General features: G+C 40.2%; 8 protein-coding genes. 7 read left to right on the top strand and 1 reads right to left on the bottom strand.

Going from position 1 to position 23,569, the window contains the following annotated elements; genetic code table 11:
* The first annotated feature begins 195 nt into the window (after positions 1-195).
* The 4 genes from A33Q_RS21640 to A33Q_RS16095 are packed head-to-tail and all read left to right on the top strand — an operon-like array spanning position 196 to position 18,491.
* Complete coding sequence (locus A33Q_RS21640) at positions 196-6,462, top strand: DUF6603 domain-containing protein (RefSeq protein WP_009033794.1); 6,267 nt, start codon at positions 196-198, stop codon at positions 6,460-6,462.
* Between the two features lie 3 nt (positions 6,463-6,465).
* The gene (locus A33Q_RS16105) at positions 6,466-9,756 is read left to right on the top strand and encodes a hypothetical protein (RefSeq protein ID WP_009033795.1); all 3,291 of its coding nucleotides are present in this window, start codon (positions 6,466-6,468) and stop codon (positions 9,754-9,756) included.
* A 6-nt stretch (positions 9,757-9,762) separates the two neighbouring features.
* Positions 9,763-16,566, top strand: a complete 6,804-nt coding sequence (locus A33Q_RS16100) for a hypothetical protein (protein WP_009033796.1) — start codon at positions 9,763-9,765, stop codon at positions 16,564-16,566.
* Positions 16,563-18,491 (top strand): hypothetical protein, encoded by a 1,929-nt coding sequence (locus tag A33Q_RS16095; RefSeq protein WP_009033797.1) that lies wholly within the window; start codon positions 16,563-16,565, stop codon positions 18,489-18,491. Before A33Q_RS16100 ends, A33Q_RS16095 begins: the two co-directional genes overlap by 4 nt.
* A 183-nt stretch (positions 18,492-18,674) precedes the next feature.
* Here the strand turns inward: A33Q_RS16095 and A33Q_RS16090 are convergent, their stop codons facing one another.
* A complete protein-coding gene (locus tag A33Q_RS16090; protein WP_009033798.1) occupies positions 18,675-19,613 on the bottom strand; it encodes a rhodanese-like domain-containing protein in 939 nt (312 codons plus the stop codon).
* 118 nt (positions 19,614-19,731) lie between these two features.
* On the opposite strand from A33Q_RS16090, the gene hppD reads away from it, so the two are divergent.
* From hppD to A33Q_RS16075, 3 genes are all read left to right on the top strand, one after another.
* On the top strand, positions 19,732-20,826 hold the full coding sequence (hppD, locus tag A33Q_RS16085) for a 4-hydroxyphenylpyruvate dioxygenase (protein ID WP_016255415.1): 1,095 nt from the start codon (positions 19,732-19,734) through the stop codon (positions 20,824-20,826).
* A 152-nt stretch (positions 20,827-20,978) separates the two neighbouring features.
* Entirely contained in the window at positions 20,979-22,712 is a 1,734-nt protein-coding gene (locus tag A33Q_RS16080; protein ID WP_009033800.1) for a phospho-sugar mutase, read from the top strand.
* Between the two features lie 172 nt (positions 22,713-22,884).
* Positions 22,885-23,454 (top strand): hypothetical protein, encoded by a 570-nt coding sequence (locus A33Q_RS16075; protein ID WP_009033801.1) that lies wholly within the window; start codon positions 22,885-22,887, stop codon positions 23,452-23,454.
* Positions 23,455-23,569: the final 115 nt, after the last annotated feature.

The following is a 23,569-nucleotide window of genomic DNA, read 5'->3' as shown; positions in this document are numbered from 1 at the left end:
ATTGTACAATAGATTATTTCTTAATTTTTATTCAATTAAGCATTTAATTACTTATTAATTAATTTTTTAATTAAATTATTTTAAAAAATTTAGGGTCAATAATTTTACATTTTTATTTAAATGTCTGTAAATTAAGGCTTTCATTCTTATCGGATTTTTGGATAAGCTATACTTCTAACTTTTAAATTTATAATTATGCCTAGTAATAATTTTAAATTTCCGATAGAGGAATTCCTCTCTGAATCCGGGATTCAACATATTCTGGATAAAATAGAGGGGAATACCGGAACGGCTCAAGAAACCTATCATCTGGTCATAGATAAATTTAACCAGGTCGCAGATGCAATCCCTTTCGAAATCCCGATCAGTGTAGAAGAAGTTAGCGAAGGTGGTGTAGATAAGATCAGAATCATAATTATCGAGGTACAAGATAAGTTGAGGTTCAAAATGGCGGAAGTTCTTGCTGTTCTTGAAAATGTAGAAATCAAAGTTCGAAAAGCGGAACGGGTAGTAGAAGATTTTCTAATTGAGGCCGAAGCCTTGCTTACAGGCCTAAGAAATACAGTAGAAGAAGAGGCAAGAAAAATTCCTTTCCGACTTGAAAAAACAGCTGAAGGTGAGTTCAATATTCGGCAAACAGCAACCATCAACGAATCTCTTTTAGGGATGGATTTTACTTTTGAAAATGCTAACCTTACTTTCTCCGGATCGGGAGTGAGTGCTTTTAGGTTAGATGCACATGCAGAAATCCCTCAATTGAGCGAGGAAATCCACGCGTCTTTGGAAAAAGCAGGCGACACCTACACAATTTCTTCAAATGCACTTCCAACGGCCAAGTTATTGATTTTTGATGCAGAAGTAAAAAACTTTCATTTGATCATACAGAATGCCCAGGTTATGCCAGGAACCGATTTCAGCGGGGAACTGAGATTTCCTTTTCTGATGAGTACGGGAGGAGATGCTTTGGATTGGTCCGTGACTTTCAATGAAGATGAAAGCTTACTGTACTCGGCAAATAATCAAGAGGGCAAGGCTTTTAACACTGGTCCTGTAATTTTCAGCTTTGAAAAATTCGAGCTATTGGTTCCAAAAATAATGGGCTCAGGACAGAATCTTTTGGATACTCAAGCCTGGATGGAATTACCCGGATTGGGGGAGGGAAACAGAACAGCTGTAGAGCTCACGTATAATGGAAGTATATACACCTTCAGGCAAATTGGAAGTCCTGCTCCCCTACCCAGTCCAATTGGCGAAATATCAGTACAAGAAGTGTTTTTGGAAATTGACTCAGAAGGAAGCATCAACCAAACTGAAATCAAAGGACGCCTTATGCTCCGTGGAAACACAGGAGGTAATGGGATATTTTGGGAGTTCAAACAAGATGGCAATGATTATGACCTTGCAGTTCCAAACAATCCTGATCAGGAATCCAACCAAACCTTTGATGAAATCCAACTAAGGGTTCCAACCTTTAAAATGGAGATTCGGAACAATTTACTAACAGGCATTGGTGGAATAGGACACGCATTGATACCTGGAATTGATACAGAGTTGCAGATGGGTTTCCTATATCAAAATACAGCAAGCCCGGAAGATGGAGGCAAATACCTTAGTATAGGCTTGCAGGCAGAGATTGACAAGAGAAGGTTTTTCGACTTTCATATTTCCCTGGAAAAACTACTTATCAAGATTTATGAAACAAAGCCATTCGAAGGGGAAATAAAAGGAAAATTATGGCTACCCATCTTTGACCAGGGCAATGGGGTTGATTTTGAAGGAGCAATTGAAGCTGACAACTTTTCAATGTCCATTTCATCTGGAGGTGCTTGGTTATTCGGGGATTTTGAGTTGAGGCCAACCGCCCTTTCCTTGGTCATAGCATCTCAAAAAATCCAGAATTTTTCAGGTACCGTACAGTTCAAGCTGCCTGATACTTTAGAACTTTCCACTCTTACTGTAAGCTATTTGCTCCATCCATCAGGACCTGATGAGGGCAAATACCAAATCAGGGCTTTGGGCAGCAGTATACCTGCTTTGGATAATTCAGGGATTCTAATTCATTTTGACAAAATAGAGATTGAGATAAATGAAGGAATCGAAACCCCCAATTTAGATATCATAGGAAGTATTGAGCTTTCTGCACTTGAAATGCAGGGAACAATCAAATATAGATTTGAGCTGGAGGATGATGGCAAACAATATCGCTTAGAAAAAACATCAGATCCTCCAATTTTGGAATATGGTCCTTTCGCATTGAGCCTGGGCAGCTTTGTTTACGAGGTAAGGGATGCTGAATTCTACCAATCCAGTGGAGATGGAATGTTGACCATACCTGGATTCAACAATCCATTTGCATTTGGATTCAGCGTTGATGATTCAGGACCAGCCCGTCAATTTACCATTGCAGCATCCAACCTTAGTGTACAGGAATTTGAAGGCTTCCAAATCACCTTCAATCAAATTCGCTTTTACAGAAATATGGGAACGGACGCCACTGAATTCAATTCAAATGGTACAATAGCTCTCCCCGTATTTGAAAATGAACTGAACTTTGATTTCAAAATCCAAGATGCAGAGTCCACTGCATATCAAATCGAAGTTGATAGCGGTGATGATGACCTCCTTCAGATGGAAGGTTTTGAGCTTTCGAAGTTTCAATTTGATATTAGTGTACTTGATGGAGAAGTACAATCTTCAAGTGGCACTGCCCGGTTAAAATGGCCGCAATTAGGAGATGGGGCAAACAGTATTCAGGTCAATTTTGAATATACCAAAACAGGTACAGACAAGAGATTTGAGTTCACACTTAATCAATCTGTCAGTCAAGGCAAGTTTGATTTCACGATTTTTGAGTTGATGTTAGAGGAATTATCTCTGGAACTTTTAAATGAAGATTTTGAGAAGGGAGAGCTTAAAGGAAAAACAGAATTACCTGTTTTCTCCGGAAATGAGGTCAACTTTGAGGCCCAAATCGACCAGGCAAATAAAGATTACAGTGTTAGCATTCACTCCCTGTCTGGGCAGGAATATACTTTTGAGCCGATTGTCCTCAAAGATATTTTACTTTCCTGTCAGGTGGTCAAAGGCTCCGGGGACAGCTATATAATCACGGCCTCGGGAGCGGCAAAATTCAAAATTCTTGGAGCCTCATCTGAATCCTTTTCTGATTTGGCGATTTCCTATAATGGGGCCGAGGAGAAGTTTGAATTTTCTTACATAGGAGAGCAATCCGTAGATTTCAATTTTTTAAAATTAAAGCTTCAGGAAGTTGGCTTCACATTAAAAAAAGACCAATTAGAAGCACTCAACATTAAAGGAGGGCTTGTTTTCGATCAACTTGATGCTCCTCACAATGAATTGACTGTTGATTTTGCTTTCTCAGATACTGGAGAATCAGGAAGTAGTTATAGCATATCATTGAATAATGGGGCTGATACAGAAACAGAGTTGAAGCTTGATGATTTAAGCTTATTCTTTCAAAGCTTTTCAATGACTGTGCAAGGCGGCAACGTCCAAAATGCCTCAGGTCAGATCGCTTTCTCACATCCTGCCATCAAAGAACATGATACAGATAATACTGCAAAAATTTCGTTAGGAGTAGCTTTTCATCACAGTCCGGAACGCTACACTTTTTCCCTGGCTACAGGAGTCGATGGAAGTGGCTTTAAAATTGGTGAGTTTAGTCTGAGATTCAACAAACTTGAATTCAGCATTCAAGAAGGTGATTTCCAGTTTCCATTTGAATTTGAGGGCGCTTTGGGTTTGCCAGGTTTCGAAAACCAATCAGGCGAACAGCAGCCTTTAGAGGTTTTGATCAAAATTGAAGATGAAGGCAAATTTGAGCTTCAATTGAAAAATCCTGGCAATGCCGGAGAAATAAATCTTGGGAACATCAAAATTGTCATCAAAGAACTAACTGTAAAAAACCAATCTAATTTTGAAATTGAACTAAAAGGAGATCTATCCATCGAGGGACTTGAAGGAATTCAGGGTGAAGCACCCAAGATAGGCGTTACTTTGGGAGTCAGTGATTCCGGGGATTTTTTGGTCAAGGCAGAGGCTGCATCGGGTAATGCCGTCAAGCTCCTGGATATTCCTTCAGTAGTAGCGATTTACCTAAGGATGATTCAATTGAAAAGAAAAGATGAAAACTGGGATTTTGCAATAGGTGGAATCATCAAAAACCACATTGTCATTCCAGGCTTGGATTCGGTGATACCCAATGAGCTGGATATTAGAAATTTGGAAATCGGCTCTGAATTTGACCTCAATATGGAGGTCAGATGGCCTACGGGTCTCAGTGTAAGCATAGGAGGAGAGCAAACAGAACTCCGCATCCCTATCAATGGTAAATTGGGTGAAGGCGTATCTATTGATGCTATCAATCTTTCCTTAACTACCGGTGACAATGCCAAGATGTCTTTGAGTTTTTCTGGAGCCACGGTAATGTTGGGACCACTGTCGGCTACTGTAGAAGGTCTTGGGCTTGAGGTAGATTTTCACGACAAAGACCCAAACCTCAGCCCTTATTCTCCTAAAGGAATAGATTTTGGGGTAGTTGACATTGAAATAAGCTTCAAGCCTCCCACAGGCTTGGGAGTATCTTTGGATACTCCTGTATTTACCGGAGGAGGCTATTTATTTTTCGACAGACCTAAAGGACAATATGCGGGTGCTCTAGAGCTTTCTTTCAAGGGAATGTTTACCCTCACTGCTATAGGTGTAATAGACAGTAAAATGCCGGATGGCAAGCCTGGTACTTCTGTAATTGTTATTATTTCAGTTCAATTCTCCCCAGGAATAGCTTTAGGCTTTGGGTTTTTCCTCAGTGGTTTAGGCGGGATACTTGGGATACACCGTACCATGCAGGAAAACAAACTCAGGGACGGTGTAAGAGATGGAAGCGTGAACAACATTCTTTTCCCCACCAATATTATCCCAAATATTGTCAAGATCATCAATGATGTCAGTGCATTCTTCCCGATAAAAAGGGATCAATTCCTCATTGGTCCAATGGCAAGGATCTCATGGGGTGTGCCTACTTTGTTGAAAATAGACCTTGGCCTTATCATAGAATTTGCAAACCCGGTTCGCTTTGCCATTTTAGGAGCAATAAGGCTCAATTTACCAGATGAAAAGCTGGCCCTTGTAAGGATTCAGGTTTTGTTTTTGGGAATCATCGACTTTGAGAAAAAAATGCTCTCCTTCGATGCAAGCCTGTTTGACAGCAAAATCCTGACTTTTGGGCTGGAAGGCGATATGGCCCTCCGCTTGAGCTGGGGTGCACAAAAAGATTTCGTGCTTTCTGTTGGGGGATTCCATCCCGCCTACACTGTGCCTGCTTACTTGAATATCCCAAATATGAAGCGACTTACGCTGAATATTCTAACGGGCAATCCAAGATTAACCTTGATGGCATACATGGCCGTGACTACCAATACGGTTCAATTCGGGGCTCAAATTGACTTCTTGTTTAAAGTATCCAAATTCAAAGTAGTAGGTGAATTGGGGATAGATGCTTTGTTCCAGTTCTCTCCCTTCAGATTTATCGCCTCTGCCAGAGCCAAATTGGCTGTGATGGCTGGAAATACAACTATCCTCAGCATCAACCTGAGCTTTGAACTGGAAGGTCCAAGTCCTTGGAAAGCAAAAGGTACAGCCAGCTTTACCATTCTCTTTATCACCATTAAAGTCAAGTTCAATGTTGAATGGGGCGAGGATAAAAATGCTGTACTTCCTGATATTGAGGTGCTTCCGGAACTACGAAAAGCCCTCAATGAAAAACAAAACTGGAGAGCCATACCCATGACTGTCAAAGGAGGCGGAGTAAGGTTGAAAGATCCACATGAATTGGAAAACCTTATACTTACCCCAAGCGGAATCATTGAAGTCAATCAAAAGATAGTCCCACTGGATGTCAAAATTGATAAATTCGGACATTTCAATCCTGCTGATTTCGATCAATTCAAAATAGTTGGGGCAAAAATCGGAGACTCGGCTACAGAAGCCAATACAAGTCCTTTAATGGATGATTTTGCTCCTTCCAACTTCATCAAGGCATCAGATGCGGACAAGTTGCTGATGCCTTCATTTGAACAACAACAGTCAGGATTGATTATTTCCTCCCAAACCAGCACTCAGGCAGGAGCCCACAGAAACAAACTTGTGGAATATGAGGAAATTGTCGATGAAGTCCTTACCAAAAACAGAAGAACATTCGGCCAGTCCGAATCCAAATTCCTGGCCATGCACGGAGCAGTAGCACAGTCGGCTCTTTCCCTCAAATCCAAAGGGATTTACAATCCTGCCAAAGTCACTTTAGAAAAGACAGGCTTCTCGGTAGTCAACAAAGCCGATCTCAGCGAGACTGTATCCAATGTGGGCTATATGCAAGCAGCACAACTGACCAAAGGCCAGGGTAAGAAACTTCAGATTGTTAAAAAAGACCTTTTAAACGTTTAAGCTATGCCAATTGACACCACACCGGCAGAATTTTCCTTTTTACCTTGGCTAAGGTATGGCCTGGGCAATGAAATAACGGAAGAGGACAGTTTAGGAGCTGAACTCGGCTCAAATCCAGTCATGGACAGACCAGAGGTGATAGTTTCCTTTGAAATTGAAGCATCAAAATCAGGACAAAAGGGAGCCACTAATCCTGAGAATAAAATTTCAAAAACCGTAAAAATTCAAGGGCCTGGGGATGTTTTGGGAATTGATCCTAAAATGGTGATCAGAACACATCCCAAAAAGGGAGTTGACAATTTTGAAATCGAAAATCTGGCCTATGTAGAGTTTTACGAAGAAGATCTTCCTTGGAGATTTACCCCAGCCAAGCCAAATAGCAACAAGATTCGCCCATGGATGTCATTGATTGTACTCAAGGAATCCGAGTTTGAAATCATTGCTCATGGAAATGAAAGCCTACCCTATCTAAGGATCAACTCGGATGTAGACTTATCTGCTGTATTTTGCCATGAAAAAGATACTTGGGCTTTTGCTCATGTACATGTCTTTGATAAGCTCACACAAACCAATCCTTCCGCAACGCAGCTACAAGCTCAGATCCAAAAAAGTCCAGACTCTGCCATTGCAAGGATTATTTGTCCCAGAAGACTCGATGAAGATAAAGAATACCAGGCTTTCATAATCCCCACTTTTGAAACAGGAAGACTGGCAGGACTGAAACAATCCACTGCTGACATACCCGCCCAGAAAAGCTCTTGGAACAGTTCCTTATTTTCAGGCTCGCACCCCAGAGAATACCCCTTTTATTTCCAGTGGAAATTCAGTACTGGCCCAGAGGGAGCCTTTGAAACTCTTGCAGGAAAACTTGAAGTCTTGGGATCCGAAGGAATTGCACCTGTCAGGGAGGCAGACATCAGAGAATTAGGATATGATATTGATGCAAGTGAATTCCCGACCATTCAGATCGAAGGAGCTTTAAAAACCCCTGGTTTCCAGATTCCCTCTTGGCCAAATGGTGGAAGCATCAGCAGCAGAAATGATCTTTTGGACAAAGTAGAAAGAATCATCAATCTAAATGAAGCACTTCAGGATGAATCCAATGAACAATTGTTAGGAGAAGTTGAAAAATCATTTTTTTACACCCAGGATTTTGTGGAAGACCCTATCATTACTCCTCCCCTATATGGAAAATGGCATTCCTTAAAAAACAAAGCAAATAAAGCTTTGAAGGACTGGGTCGATGAAGTGAACCTTCATCCAAGCTACCGGTCTGCAGCAGGCTTAGGCACCAGAGTAGTTATGAAGTATCAGGAATATTTTATGGAACTGGCATGGGAGCAAATCGGTCAGATCAATGAAGCAAATCAGAAGATCATGGAAAATGAGTTGATGCGGACAACAGCGCTTGCAACCTATAACAAATCTTACAGGAAAATGTCAGAGATGTCTCTACTCTCGATGTCTGCCAATGCCATGAAACAGATTAAAGTAGAAAAAACTGCTACGTTTTCAGCAGCTCAGAATCTGATCAATTCAAAAATTCCCGATAGCCTCAGCAGTGGTAACTTTATCAAAGTGGCAAATAATTTTACTCCAACAGCTGTAATGTCCTCAGACGGAACTGATGGAGCCCATAAGGTATTAAGTAATCAGACTTTGATAAGGGCAAACCTGGTGGGATCTTCAGAGACTTTCACCCCAATCACTCCTGCCCCCCTTAAAAAGGAACCAAACATTGCCGTCTCACCTAAGCTGGTAATGAGTTCCTTGAGCTTTATTCTAGAAAACCCTCCAAAATCAGAAATTGAACAAATCGCAGATGAAATAGCGGAGCACTTCAATCAGAGTGGTTCAAACCAAAGCTTAGCCGGTGTCAAATCAATGCTTTTTGGAAAGTTTGGCAATGAAGCCGATGCTCGGACTACTAAAATCATCAATGGAATAACCAAAGTAAACAAACTAGAGACTTCAAAACAGACTTCGCTGCTTTTCAACTTCGTTACTTGGGACACTGGCAATGCCCCTGCTCCTCCTCCTATAATTGCAGAAATTCATATTAAAAAAGATGCCTTTCAAGATTATGTAAGTAAAACCTACAATGAAGCGGAGTTTTCAAATATCAGGTTTATTTCCGAGGCTGTAAGCAGTGGGAATGAGATCAAATTTTTCAGTAGATTTTTGGTCATCCAAGAGCAAAAATCCTTTGTCAAGACCTTTGAGAATTTCTTAGGCAAAGTTGGCGGTATTGACGGTGTTTCCTTTACTCCTTTAGTCTTGGCTCCTTTGCAGATTGATGACTTTTCCAAAAATTTAAAAGCCAGGATGCTGCCAAGGTCCAATTTCCTTAGAAAGCTCCAGACAGGTATCAAAGGGAAAAATGTCAACTTAGAAAAGCCAATTATGGCCTATCCAAGATTCCCTATTCCCACATACAACTATCTGGAAGAAATTTCCCAAGATTTCATTATACCCAATATAAGTGAAGTGCCCAAAGACTCCATCCTTTTAATGGAAGTGAATCATAAGTTTATAGAGTCCTTCTTGTTGGGAATGAATCATGAGATGTCAAGGGAATTGCTTTGGAGGGAGTTTCCCACAGACCTCAGGGGAAGCTATTTCAGGCACTTCTGGGAATATGACAACAATCCCTTTGCAATTATCGATGAAAACTTGCCTCCAGAAGAATTTATGGAGCAATTGAAAGATTTTCAGGATTCAAATGCAGATATTCAAGAGCTTCATAGGTGGAAAAGTGGAAGCAGTCTCAAAAAACTTGGTCAAAACGGGAGAAACGGACTCGGGCTAGTACTGCTTGTCAAAGGAGACCTCTTCAAAAAATACCCTAACACTTTAGTGTATGCACAAAGGGGAGTCAATCAGGGCAATCAAACCATTCTAAGTGATTACAATTCCTCCAATGCTAGCTGGCCTGTCATCAAGGGACATTTAGAACCGGATATATACTTCTTCGGTTTCGAGTTGACTGTAAGTCAAGTCAGTCAGGGTGCTGGACATTTCTTTGTATTCAGAGAGATTCCTGGCCAGATAAGTTTTGGGCTTGATGCTTATGAAGCAGGAACTTCACTCAATACCTGGAATGATTTGAACTGGGCGCATATGGGAACGAACCCCAAGCAAGTCAAGATTTTTAACAATCCAAAATCTCTTACTCCAAGCACTCCTGCAGGAGAACCAAAATGGAATAAAGATTCCAATGCTGCTGATATAGCATCCATCCTATATCAGTCTCCCATTCTTTTTGCAAAACATGCCAGCAACCTTTTAACCTAATGAATCATGAGCACTAAAAAACAAATCCTTTCCAACAAAGTGGACCCCGGTTTTCATGAAATCAAAGATTCTTTGGCTAAAAGAAGTGATGCCTTTCCGGTTATTCTCTTACCCATAAGGTTGGAAACCAGGTTTGTAAAAAACACTAAAGTTACTGCTGTCAGATCTGACAAGATTCACGAATCCATGATGGGTTTTATTCATCAAGGCAGGCAGCTAATTTACTTAGCTGAACTTTTAAAATTAAACCAAGAAAAACTCAATCAGGCACAGCTGAATTCCCAAATCAAGAAGCTCATTAGTGAAATCCAATTAATGAATGGATACCTTAGGGGAATTGATGTATTAGAAAAGTCCGAAAGAGCACTTTTGATTAAAGTCACCAAAGAAATATCTAATGCATTTTCTGAATTGAAGCTGCCGAACAATTTCCAAAAGCAATTGGAAAAAGAGTTAGCAGCACTTGATAAGTCATTGGCTTCCCTTAAACTTGAGAAAACCAAAAACAAAAGCTCCTCAGGTTTATATAACTCCATACACAGACTCTCGGAACTGATGACTGCGATTTATCAGGACAGAAGTATCAATAGTCTGGAACTGGACAAAACTCTTTCGGAAGTTGACCGGATTTTGAAAGAAATTCCAACAATGATCAATCAAGGAAAGATTGAGTCTGACCCCGATTTGATCAAAAAAATAGGGTCTGAAATCAGTCATATCAAAAGGCTGCACAAGCATAGCCCAATTACATTAAATACCTACAAGACTGGCTACCCTGGAAGAATCAATCTGACAGAAAAGGAGAAAGAGCTCAGAGATTCAATTCATGTTCTCAAATCAAAAATTGACGCTGAGTATATCCCCTACATGAATCTAATCTCCTCATTACGAACCCAAAAAGTACTTTTCATAATCGATAAAATAGAGCACGGTTATTTTAAACTGAAATTAGAAAATCAAAATAAGCCTGCCAATACAAGTGCTTGGAACAAAATCCAGACTTCTCTCAACAATCAATTGAAGAAAATTCTGGACGAACTCAATCAGCCTTTAGAAGGCAGTACTCAGGAAATGGAGAGATTCAAAACTCTCCACCAGAAGTACTCCAGTGAGATTGAAAAGTTTAAAGAAACAGGAGAGGCACTGCTACGAAAAGAAAATACACCTGCTACTCAACCTCCAAAAGAAGAGCCCAAAGATCCAAGAGTTCCTGATATTAGAATTCCAGGAGGGAGAATTCCGCCAATCCCAAATCCAACCCCAGCCCCTACTCCAAGGCCAACTGTAACTATCCCAACTGCGAACCCCTCAGTTATCAGGGCAGTAAATCCAAGACTTCCATCCGTTACTTTAGCTCCTCAGTCCAGTGCAGTTTCCACAGAAAGAGTTGCTACAGCTATCCCGGCAAAGGCAGAAGTTAACCCCAAAATAATCCTTCCGGATCTTTCAGTCACCAAAAAGGCAAGCCTTGGTACCAATAACCAGTTTATCGAAGAGTTTCTTGCCCTTAAAGGTCAACTTAATATCCTCAATTCACTTGGCGTTAGCAGCAAATCCCTGAGAGATGGAGCAAAGAATGCCTATACCAATGAATTGGAATTGCGACAGCTTACCTCCAGTTTCAAAACCCGGGCAAGTCAAAATAAGGAATTGATAGAGTGGACACTTGAAAAGGTAAGAAGCCTTGAAAACAAAATCCGAATCCGAAGTGCCAATACCGGAATACTTACCCAACAAACTTTAGATGCAATATTAGGTGCCTACCAATCTTTGCAAAACCATTACAATCAATCCGTAGCTAGGCTTCCGGAAAACCGGGAAAATGTGGCAGTAGAAGAAACTTTGACCTTGTTCCAGTCAATTCACCTCAGTATTCAGAACCAATATACCGATCAGAAAAACAACAGAACGGCTTTTGCCAAAGACTATATCAATCAAATCAGATATTTGGTAGAGTCCAGTGTGAAGTATGAGCTTTGGATCAGGTTTTTTCCTGATGATATTGCTGTGGACGACCATGATGAGCGACTTACAGAAGATGAAATAGAATTGGGGAAAAACTATTTTAGAAATGCCTATCTAAACAGTGAGGACATTGAGAAAACGAGGTTAGCTGCCTGGAGAGGCCTGGCAGCCAGTGTAGGCATTAGAAGAGCGGCGTATATTGTTCAGGCACTTTATCCGTCAAGTTTTAACATACCGACTGCCATCAAAAACCCTTTGGAAGAATTGAATCTCATATTTATGCGTCAGTTCAAGCCATTTCTCGAAGATCAACGCTACTTCTTATCTGTTCAAGTATCTGTTCTACAAGAGTTATCAGCACTGATCAACAGGTATGGTGCATCATTGGGAGCTTTTACCCCAGCCTTAGAGACGAAGTCATCCCTTTTGCAATCAATCAGCATCCTCCAGAAATTAAATGCAAACCTGAAAATTGAACCGCAGCTATTGAGAGAGGCAGATGCCGGAATAGTCTCTAGGATAAGAATGCTTCAGGCTACTGTCAATTCCAGACTGAATGCGTTCATCAGTTTCAAGACTGAAAATGCAGGGAGTTTGGAAAAGCCATTTGATCAAGATTATAAGTACAAAGAAGTAGAAAGAAAGGATAAGTCCTGGGATAGAGCAGGCGTTTGCAATACCCTCCCTGACCGAATGATAGTGGGTTTAAAAAATGGGAATATTTATGAGTATCTAAAGATAGGAAACAGGATCCCTGATATTCTTCAGCTAAGCCTAGATCCAAATGACGACAGCGAATCCAATTTTTCTCATGATTCAAAAGGAGATTTGAGAGTTCCGGAGTCTTTGAAATGGATGTTTGATTTTGAAGAAGCTGTCAAAGTGGGGATGGGAATGAAGATTGAAATAGAGGAGAATGATTACAATAATGGTTTTGATAGAGTAATCGTCACAGGTATCAAGGACGAATCTGCAGAAAAAGGTCAGCAAAGAATCAACGAACTTTTTGAAAATCATCATTACACGGATGGAGGTCTTGAATTGCTGGAAGTAGATAGTCCTACCAATAATTCTGAGGAAGCAAAATCAATTTATTCAGAATTGGACGATGATGTTGATTTCGCTTATGAAGCACTGATCAAAGAAATAGATAAAGCCCAAATTGATAAGCCCTACTCCACCTTAAATGCGATAGAAATCAAGGATGGACAATATTTCAAAGATGCTTTGGGTCTGGAGAATGATTTTGCTATAAGAATTCCCAAGATACTTAAATCGGACATTGCAGAGGGAAAAGCCATGAACAGGGCTTTGTATAATGCAACCATCAAGTATTTCATGAAAACCATGGCTAAAAACCTTTTCAACACCATGGATGAAATCCGCACGCTTGAGTTTATGCAAAATCACCTTTCAGCAGTAGGAAGTATTCCAAGCTTTAGGATTGGGCCTCAGCCTTATGGAATTCTGCCTATTACTGTCTATGACAATTTTATTACAGGCAGTGGTGCAAGTGAAAAAGGTAGCCTGATGAGCTATATTAGAAACTTATCCAAACTTGGAAATATTATCAGAAAAGATTTTGAAGATGTGATGGAAAATGACACCAGTAAAGTCAGAGATATCAATCATCCACTTTATTCAAATGATCCCCAAAAATACTTTTTAGAAATCCTAGGTTTGGAACCCAATGGCAAAGAATACCTTTATAGACACGGCACCAACATCATGGGAAGGGTTAAAGAGCCCGAAGAATTGCCATTTAACCCTGAATTGAATTCTTATTTGATCAGTGTCAATTGGGACACCAATATCCAGAAGTTTTCACCTATTCAAGTCAATAACCTTGTTTATCCGCTTTTGGAAGCCTTGGGCCACACTACCCAGCACGCACAGCTTTCTAATATCCGCGGAACGCGGGCATACAAAGCTAGATACAACTTCGCCAATCAAGTACTTGGACCAACAGTACAGGACAACGATTTACCCCAGGAGAGACTGGCTACCCTTCAAGGACATGAAGAAGGATATAATTACATCTCATGGCTGAGAGATAATAGAAGTTCAATCACCGATATTAAAATCGAAAACTTACCCAAGGTACTTGTTGATGGTGATGAAAAAACACAAACTACATTGTTGTTGGCTATGCTTAGAGGAGGCCTTGTCTATGACAGAAGCCATCAAGTGGTCAACTCTCTCAATATTCTGGAAGGCTTACCAGTACCAAAACTGGAGCGGCTTTTGGCAGATCATATTGACCTGTGCAGCCATAGAGTAGATGCCTGGCTTGAAGGCTTGAGTGCTTGGAGACTTAGACAAATGAGAAGTACTCAAAAAAAGGGAAGTTATATAGGTGCCTACGGAATTTTAGAGAATCTCAGACCACAACATGGAACCATTAAGTCAGAAAATGTTCCTGATGGTCTTAGACCAGAAGCGGGCTACCCCGTCTACAAATTTGACGATAATCAAGGCTTTATTCACGGTCCAAGCATCCAACATGCCACCACAGCAGCTGTATTGCGAGCCGGGTTCAATGCCATGAAAGAACGGGAAGGCAATGATAAAAATATTCTTTCCATCAACCTGAGCAGCTCAAGGGTAAGAAAGGCACTTACTCTTCTGCAGGGAGTCAGCCAAGGACAGTCTACTGGGGCTCTATTGGGCTATCAGTTTGAAAGAGCATTGCATGAAAAGTACAAATTCAGGGCTGAGGACGGTACTCCCGGGAATCATTTGGAGATGGACGTTTTCATCTACAGGTTAAGAAGAAAGTTCCCAACCTATGGAGATAGACCAATCGGGTCTGAATCCGAAACAGCTTCAAATGAAAGCATTCGTCCAAATAATGTAGTAGACGGTTTGGCTTTGATGCAACATTTCGAAAGTCATCTGACAAGTCTTGGTGTTTGGGATCCCGATATGACCTTAGCTGAAATCATGGTCGACGGAAATTGGGGCAACTTAGAGATTAATCACATCCCTACGGACCTGATCAATGTATTACCAAATATATCCGATTCTAACCCCAACAAAAGAGAACGAAACAAACAAAAAATGCTCGCAATCATCAAAGAAATTGATGAAATGATAGACGCATTTGATGCGCTTAGCGACCTGATCACTTCTGAAAGTGTATACCAATTGGTAAGAGGGAACCATCAACGCGCAGCAGGAGTCATGAATAACTTTGCAGAGGGGCAGATTCCAAGAGACCCAGAGATTATTAAAAGTCTAAGAAATGGTCATATGGTCATCAATAGAGGTTTATTTTTAATCCCTGACCTGGGAAATGAGGCGGTATGGGGGATGAGTTCAAGCCCCAAATCCAGTGCTGAGCCAAGATTAAACCTGTATTTTGCTAACCAAATCGGCAATCCTGAATTCATTCAGTTTTCTGTAGTTCACCAAGGAAACACCCATTACCTGAGTCTTTTGGATATTGGACTTCAACCCATCGATTTAGTGTTTTTACTTGGAAGAGATACAGAAAATAAATGGGAGGAATTGGAATTTAGAGTAATTCAAACCTTGCAAAATGAAGGGTTTGAAACAGAAGGAGATTATCATTTCTCATTCACTGATCATATTGATGAGGGTGCACAAGACCTCTTTTCATCAATTCCATTTTTTGAAGCTTTATTTAATATCATCAATTCGGGAAGGGCTTTAGATTCCAGAGATTTTAGAAGAGCTGAACATCCTGATAATTTTCAGGTAGATGGAGCCGGTCTGGATATCAACCAATATTTGGGAAGACTTGAAGCTATTATCAATAGGTTCGAAGCTTTATATTCAGATTTGGCTGGATTTGATGTCCAGCAAACCAGTTATACAGCTTCAGAAGTTGATTTGGGATATACTCTCTTCAAAAAACTGGCGCAATTTGGTTTTACGGATTATTTTCCAAACCCACTCCTAGACAAAACCACTTTCTTCAGCGAACAATTTGGGAAGCTCATGGAGGCCAAAGACAGAATCAGCCTCAGGGTTCACGAAATCAGAGGGCTGCAGGAGGATTTGGCTCTGGAAACTGAGTATTCTAAAATACTCAATATCGCCGATAAGATTATAGAGGAAGTTTTTGGCAAAGGAATGAGAATTTTGCCAAGAGTTAAAATTCCCGATAAATCATTTTGGCAAGCTAGGATACAGGAAAATCCCGAAACCGGACTTTTACAACATATAGGTCTAGATGGCCTTGAAAAATGGCAGCATGACACTGCATTGGTCAGGAAGAATTTTGCCCAACTGGAAAATTTCAGAATGCTTCAGGAGGTCTTGAACAAACCTGAAACCAGTGTAATACCTGCCCAAATTCCTTTGTCAGATCAGGTGCCAGTTGCTCCTTATTGGGTTGCAGCAGAATATCCTGAGAGTTTTGATCCAGAGGGGGATTATTTAAGCTTTATGTTATATGGGGCTGAAAATATCAGCGTTGGTGATCATGCTGTAGGATTGGTTATTGACGAATGGGTTGAATTGATCCCTCAGAAAAATCAAACCACAGGAATAGCAGTTCATTACAATCAACCCGATGCCAGAGCGCCACAGAGTATTCTTATGGCGGTACCTCCGGAGATGAAGGGAAGTCTCGATTTAGACCAGATTTTACTCACTGTGGAAGAGGCATTGAACTTGGCCAAATTAAGGACATTTGAACCAGATGACATAGACAACAGTTCCTTTGCACAACTTTTACCTGCTACTTCAGCCCTAGCCTATGGCTATTTTGAATTCTTAAGGGCATCTGAAGAGGACCAGGATCCCGACCAGCAATCCTTGGGCTGGTATATCGATTACTCCATCACCAATCACGACCAAAACCCTTCAGAATCATGAGCGGCACTTTATACAATCCATGTGAACCGTTTCAGGCCTATAATAGGCTTGAGACAAGAACCCGGGAGGAATCTTTGAACTCAGCGCTAAGTGCAAAAATCCACGATCCCCTTTGGATGTTGGCTAGGCAGTGGCAATTCGGAGAATTTAAGGGAGAAGATACGGGTAGCGCCATAGAGTCAAAAGTCGCCATCAAAACTCAAAGGCTGAATTATTTCAAACCAAACTATGGAAATTGGAAAAATATTGACGATACAGTTCCGATGGAAATAACGGTAGAAAAACTGCATCAACAATTGGGGATCAGATCAGCATACTATCTTGGAAAAAAACTACTTAGGCAAATAGACCAATCTTTACACGGACATGCAGGCTATGCTCCTGGAATGTATAGTAAAAATCTAATATCACGGTTCGGATTTCAAGCTCCTATGCTCAATGATGGTGATGAAATTCAGGACTTGGCGAGGTATGCACAAGTTATGGCCAGGTCACAGGCATATAATTACCTCAAAACACTGGAAGGTAAAGCTCTTGACGCAGCTAGGATTTTAAAAGCCCAAAATGCAAACCCTAATTTTATAAATGGACTATCTATATCCAACCCTTCAGGTTTTATACAGCCTGCTCATTTGACCCATATCAACACCACCCTACAGTTGTGGAAAGTGCAATTAATTGAAGAATTTAATCTTCCGGAATTACAGGAAGAACAATCATGGATTCCTGAGAAAATGGAATATGCATTTGATACAGCTTCAGTAAAATTGACCGAAGAGGATCTTAGAACATTGCATGCCGAGTCATATTTTCAAGGCCATCTGGATTGGTTCTCTTTTGATCAGATACACTCCTCAGATGCCTTAGAACTTCCAGATATTCCTACAAATCCAATTGAAAGACATGTATTGAGCCTGATTCCTTCAGAAGCAAGTATTGCGGGCATGCCTGTCTCAAGATGGTGGGAAATGGAAGATGGAAAAGTGGATTTGGGCAATATGTCAGCTTCCGATACTGATCTTGCAAAAATATCCATTACTCAATACGCCATGAACTACAGCAACGACTGGTTAGTGATTCCTTTCGATGTGAAAAGCGGCTCTCTCTGTGAAGTTGAAGGAATTGTAATCAAAGATGTTTTCGGATTCCGCACCCATGTAGAGGCCGCACATAAGCAGGATGGAAACAGCGGCTTGGGCTGGGGCATGTACGGGCAATCCATTTTGAATGAAAACAAAGAATATTTGGGAATGGATAAGAAAATATTTATTCCTGATTCACTGGCCAAAACCCTAGAAAGTGAACCCATAGAAAAAATCAAAATGATCCGGGATGAAATGGCCAATACAGTATGGGGAATTGAGACGATCATACCTGATTTGATGGGTTCCGGAATAAGTGGCTCGGACACAGCCAACAGGCTAGAACAGCTTATTGAGAGCTTCATGGACCAAGAAAAAGCTATTGAGGAGATTGAAGCCAATGATCCAAAATATCTCGCCGAGGCCGAAAGCAATGGCCAAGTCAGACAATGGAAACCTCCATTGAAATATATCCTCTCCAATAAAATATCAGAAAATTGGATTCCTTTTATACCAATCCACAAGCCCGGACAGGCAATCAACCGGGAAATAATTTTCCAAAGAGCCTCTATGCCAAGAACCATCTCAGGCATTGAACCTCATGCTGTAAGACCGCAGACAGGTTTCTTAAGAGTGGGAATCGCAGATAATAACCAGCAAAACAAACCTTACTTTATTCATGAGGAAGAGGTTCCTAGAGCAGGAGTAACACTTATTGGCCAATACCAACTTACCAGATGGTATTCCGGGAAAAGACTAGTTTGGTATGGAGCAAGAAAAATAACTGGAAAAGGTGAAGGAAGTAGCGGACTCAGATTTGATTTATTGACTGATAATAAGTAATTTAAAACATGATTTGAAATCAAAAACATTTAAGAAGCTAAGCGTGAAGAACGATAGTGAATCTGCGAGATGAAGAAGAACTTTCAACAGGAGTTTGTACCGTAGGTAGCTGATAAGGTATCAGATAGAAAGAAGTTCAATCAGGCAGTATGCGGGCACGAACGGACGTCCCGCTATTTTTTTTTATAATGAATTCAATCTAATGATCTCGGACGCAGCTTTTTCAGGATGTAATCCTGAGACAACTGCATTTGCTTCACTCTTCGCTTTCCGATAGACCTCCGAATTATCGTAATATTGTAGCAAACCTTCAATGAAACCCTTATAATTCTTCTTTTCTAGCAAGGCAGAAAGCTCAATAACTCTTTCTTTCCCAATCCTTTCTTTAAGAAGCATTAGCTGTTTATGTAAAAAATCATCGTCCCTACCACAATATTCATGGACCAAATTGGATACTCTTGTTTCTTTTGGCGTGTCCAAAAACACCTTTGGTGATTCAATTATTTGTTCAAATAAATGGATTGGAATATACAGCTCACCCAAATATCTCCCTTTCATTTCCGTGAAAATCAGTTGATCTTTTAATAAAGAAGCATGAATGTTATTTTCAAATTGTTCTTGGCTAGTTTCTTCGCTTACTTCCAATTTCCCGAAAACAGAACCTTTATGGGAAGCACATTCCTCAAAATTCAGTACGGAGTGCCCACGCTGCGCGAGAATATCCAAGACTTTTGTTTTACCAGAACCGGTGAAACCGGTCAATACTGTCAATGCATGCTTCTTTTCAAAATTACTGAGCACTGACTTTCTATATCCTTTATAGCCTCCTTTGATGATTTTTGCTTCAGGAAAATCCGCTCCAAACCAATTTTGGAAATAACGGCTTTCCAGTTCTCCTTTTTGACAGTAAAATTCAAAAGCTTGGTAACCTACCAGCTCAATCAGCTTAGATTCAAGGAATTCAAATTTGGCAAGGTAAAAATCCCTTTTCTTATCTGAATCAAGTTTTTTTAAATGCGCATATTCACTCTCAGAAAAAATAGGAAAACTTATTGCTCCCGGTAAATGCCCTTTTTCAAAGGATTCCTTTTTTCTGAGGTCTAAAATAATCTGTTTTTGCATGCTAAAAGTCCAAAATCGGTTCTACTCTGTTTCTAATATCCTCCTTAATTTAGATATAAATTTTATCTTTGCCGGTAGAGAAATCTATAAGAATACTAAACCCAAAATTAATTTTGCCATGGAAAATGATTTTCTCCCCATTAATGGGACAGATTATGTTGAATTATACGTTGGTAATGCCAAACAGTCCGCTCTTTACTACCAATATGCCTTTGGTTATGAGCTAATAGCCTATGCGGGACCAGAGACAGGAATCAAAGACAGAGCTTCTTATGTACTCAAGCAGGATAAGATCCGTCTTGTACTTACGACTCCACTTTTCGAAAACCATCCCATTGCTGACCATATCAAAAAGCATGGAGATGGCGTGAAAGTATTAGCACTTTGGGTAGATGATGCTGAGCAATCCTGGAAAGAAACTACTTCCAGAGGTGCCATATCCTATGAAGAGCCTAAAACTCTAAAAGATGAGCATGGTGAAATCAAAACTGCATCCATCAGGACTTATGGGGAGACCATCCACACTTTCGTGGAGCGAAAAAATTACAAGGGTGTTTTCATGCCTGGTTTCAAACCAAGAAAAAGTGACTATCAATCTACTCCGATAGGTTTAAAATACATTGACCATTGTGTAGGCAATGTAGGTTGGGGAGAGATGAACAAATGGGTGGAATTTTACGAAAAAGTCATGGGTTTTAACCTTTTGATCACTTTTGACGACAAAGATATTTCTACTGATTATACAGCTTTGATGTCAAAAGTGGTTTCCAACGGCAACGGCTATATCAAGTTTCCTATCAATGAACCTGCTGAGGGCAAGAAGAAATCACAAATAGAAGAATATATTGATTTCTATAACGGAGCTGGAGTACAACACATGGCCATTGCTACTGATGACATCATTCATACCGTATCAGAATTGAGAAAAAGGGGCGTGGAGTTTTTGAATGTGCCCAATACCTACTATGATGATTTGCTAGACAGAGTGGGGAAGATAGATGAGGACTTACAGCCGCTCAAAGATCTGAATATCCTTGTAGATAGAGATGATGAGGGCTATCTTTTGCAAATCTTCACCAAACCTGTTCAAGATAGGCCTACACTATTCTACGAAATCATCCAAAGAAAAGGCGCAAAGTCATTTGGAAAAGGGAATTTCAAAGCTTTATTTGAGGCCATCGAAAGAGAACAAGAACTTCGCGGAAATCTTTAATTTTGCGAATTATTATCCTAAAAGCACAGATCTTCCCACATGGTCTGTGCTTTATTTTTTTATTCTTCCAAGAGAATCATATTCTTCTGGGTTTTTGGTGGCATTATTTATCGAAATCTTTAAATTAGACCTTCATTCCTAATTTTTAATTTATGACAACAATAGATCCTATTATTAAAGCAAAAGCAGAAAGCTGGCTAAACAGCAAAATCGACCCGCAAAGTAAACTTGAAATCCAAGCGCTTTTAGCGGCTGATGATAAGACTGAATTGATCGATGCATTCTACAAAGACCTGGAGTTTGGGACAGGTGGTTTGAGAGGCGTAATGGGTGTAGGTTCCAACAGAATGAACGTCTACACTGTAGCTATGGCTACTCAAGGCCTGGCCAATTATCTCCTGAAATCTTTTCCAGGTGAAGATATTAAAGTGGCAATCACCCATGATTGCCGTATCAATAACACGCTTTTTGCAGATACTACGGCTAATGTCTTTACAGCCAACGGCATCAAAGTGAAATACTTCAGAGAGCTCAGGCCAACTCCCATGCTTTCTTTTGCCATCAGGCATTACGGATGCAAAAGTGGTGTTATGGTCACAGCCTCCCATAATCCCAAAGAATACAATGGATACAAAGCTTATTGGGACGATGGTGGTCAAGTAGTCGCTCCTCATGACAAAAACATCATAGACGAAGTTCAAAAAATTAAATCTGTAGATGATGTCAACTGGGCTAAAAACGATTCTTTGATAGAGTATATTGAGGAGGATTTTGATCTGGTATATCTCAATTTGGTCAAAAAGTTGAGCCTTTCTCCAAATGAGGTTATGGTTCAAAAGGACTTGCCAATTGTCTTCTCCCCTATTCATGGAGCATCCGGAAAAATGGTTCCTGCGGCCTTAAAGGTTTTTGGTTTTGAAAATATCCATGTAGTCAAAGAGCAGGCTGAACCTGATGGAAATTTTCCAACAGTAATTTATCCAAACCCTGAAGAGGCGGAGGCATTGAATATGTCTCTTGAGTTGGGTAGAAAAATAAATGCTGAACTTATCCTGGCTTGTGACCCTGATGGTGATCGGTATGCTGCCTGCGTACCGGATGGCAAAGGTGACTTTGAACTACTCAACGGGAATCAAACAGGATCTCTATTGACTTATTACCTACTGAACAAGTGGCGAGAATACGGGAAATTGACCGGAGAAGAATTTATGGTCAATACCATAGTCACCACTGAACTGATCGACGAAATTTGTAAAGGGTTTGGCGTTCCTTGCTATTCAGTACTCACAGGGTTTAAGAACATCGCCGAAGTGATTCTTAAGTTGGAAGGTAAAAAACAGTTTATTGGCGGCGGTGAAGAAAGCTACGGTTATCTGATTGGAGACTTTGTAAGAGACAAGGACGGAGTTTCTGCTTGTGCTATGGTTTCCGAAATTGTAGCATACTACAAGACCAAAGGCAAAAGCATCAAGGATGTTCTTGCCGAAATTTATATGCAATATGGATTTTATAAAGAATCCTTGATTTCGGTAACAAAAAAAGGCAAAGATGGCGCTGAACAGATTCAAGCCCTGATGGCAGGTTTCAGGACAAACCGACCTACTGAAATGAACGGCATCAAAGTAGTCAAAGTCATAGATGTCAAAGAAAGCAAAATTTATGACCTCGAAAACAGGACAGAAACTGATCTTGAAATGGACAAATCCAATGTGATTCAGTTCTATTTAGCTGATGGAAGTAAAATTTCAGCTAGACCATCAGGAACAGAACCCAAGATCAAATATTATTTCTCTGTCAATGACCCCCTTCCAAACAGAGAAGCTTATGACACGGTTTCCGCAAAACTGGAAGAAAAAATCAATGGTTTAAAGGCATATTTTGCATAATTAAATACTTAGAAATCTCTTAAAAAGGCAGAACCCCATCATTTGGGTTCTGCTTTTTTATTATGACAAGATTCTTAACAATAATTTAATTTTTCCTTTAATTTTGTTCGCGCCCATGAAACAATAGGCAATCGTCACAACGTCTTAAATACGTCACAAAATAATTCCTACCATGAGATTCCTGAGAAATTTATTGCTGTTAATAACATTTGTTGCTGTTTTTTCTTCCTGCGACAGGGAGCCCGACAGGCCGGATTATTATTACAGGTTCAAAGTAAATGGAGTCCAAAAAGAGTTTAGAGCCAATACTGATTCGGGGATTCTTTTCTTAGACGACCCCAATGAAGTCAACAGGTATATGCTTTTCAATATGACTACCGGAAGAGACAATGAGAAAAATTCCCTTTTCATCAGTTTAAGGACTCTAGAAACGATTACAATTGGTACCCGATATGAAATGCAACTCGGTATCAATGTTAACAATCAGGTAGTACCGAGAATAACAGTTCTTTATTTTGATGAAAATGGTGATCAGTTTATTGCCGACTTACTTCAGAGAGATAATCCAGGTGCACGTGATGATGCATGGATTGTATTTGATGAGTTGATCCAAGAAGGTAGTTATGGAAGGTTTGAAGCTACCATATTCTCGGTAGACGACGATGGTGAGTTGTCGGAAAGGCAGGACATTCTGATTACTGACGGAGAGTTTTTTATTCCTAATTTTATTTCACTGAGATAAAAAATCCATTTGATCAAACGGAGAATTTCAATGCATTCTCTGTTTGATCTATAGGTGATTTTTTTCAATTTCCTCACCCTCTTATCTTTATTGACTATTTGCTCATCCACTTAAA

It is taken from the genome of Indibacter alkaliphilus LW1, from assembly GCF_000295935.2.
GTDB classification, from domain to species: Bacteria; Bacteroidota; Bacteroidia; order Cytophagales; family Cyclobacteriaceae; genus Indibacter; species Indibacter alkaliphilus.
This window is presented reverse-complemented; position numbering and strand designations above follow the sequence as displayed.

Coding starts and splice junctions, on each gene's coding strand:
- A33Q_RS21640 (WP_009033794.1), top strand. CDS start 196: ATGCCTAGTAATAATTTTAAATTTCCGATAGAGGAATTCCTCTCTGAA.
- A33Q_RS16105 (WP_009033795.1), top strand. CDS start 6,466: ATGCCAATTGACACCACACCGGCAGAATTTTCCTTTTTACCTTGGCTA.
- A33Q_RS16100 (WP_009033796.1), top strand. CDS start 9,763: ATGAGCACTAAAAAACAAATCCTTTCCAACAAAGTGGACCCCGGTTTT.
- A33Q_RS16095 (WP_009033797.1), top strand. CDS start 16,563: ATGAGCGGCACTTTATACAATCCATGTGAACCGTTTCAGGCCTATAAT.
- A33Q_RS16090 (WP_009033798.1), bottom strand. CDS start 19,613: ATGCAAAAACAGATTATTTTAGACCTCAGAAAAAAGGAATCCTTTGAA.
- hppD (WP_016255415.1), top strand. CDS start 19,732: ATGGAAAATGATTTTCTCCCCATTAATGGGACAGATTATGTTGAATTA.
- A33Q_RS16080 (WP_009033800.1), top strand. CDS start 20,979: ATGACAACAATAGATCCTATTATTAAAGCAAAAGCAGAAAGCTGGCTA.
- A33Q_RS16075 (WP_009033801.1), top strand. CDS start 22,885: ATGAGATTCCTGAGAAATTTATTGCTGTTAATAACATTTGTTGCTGTT.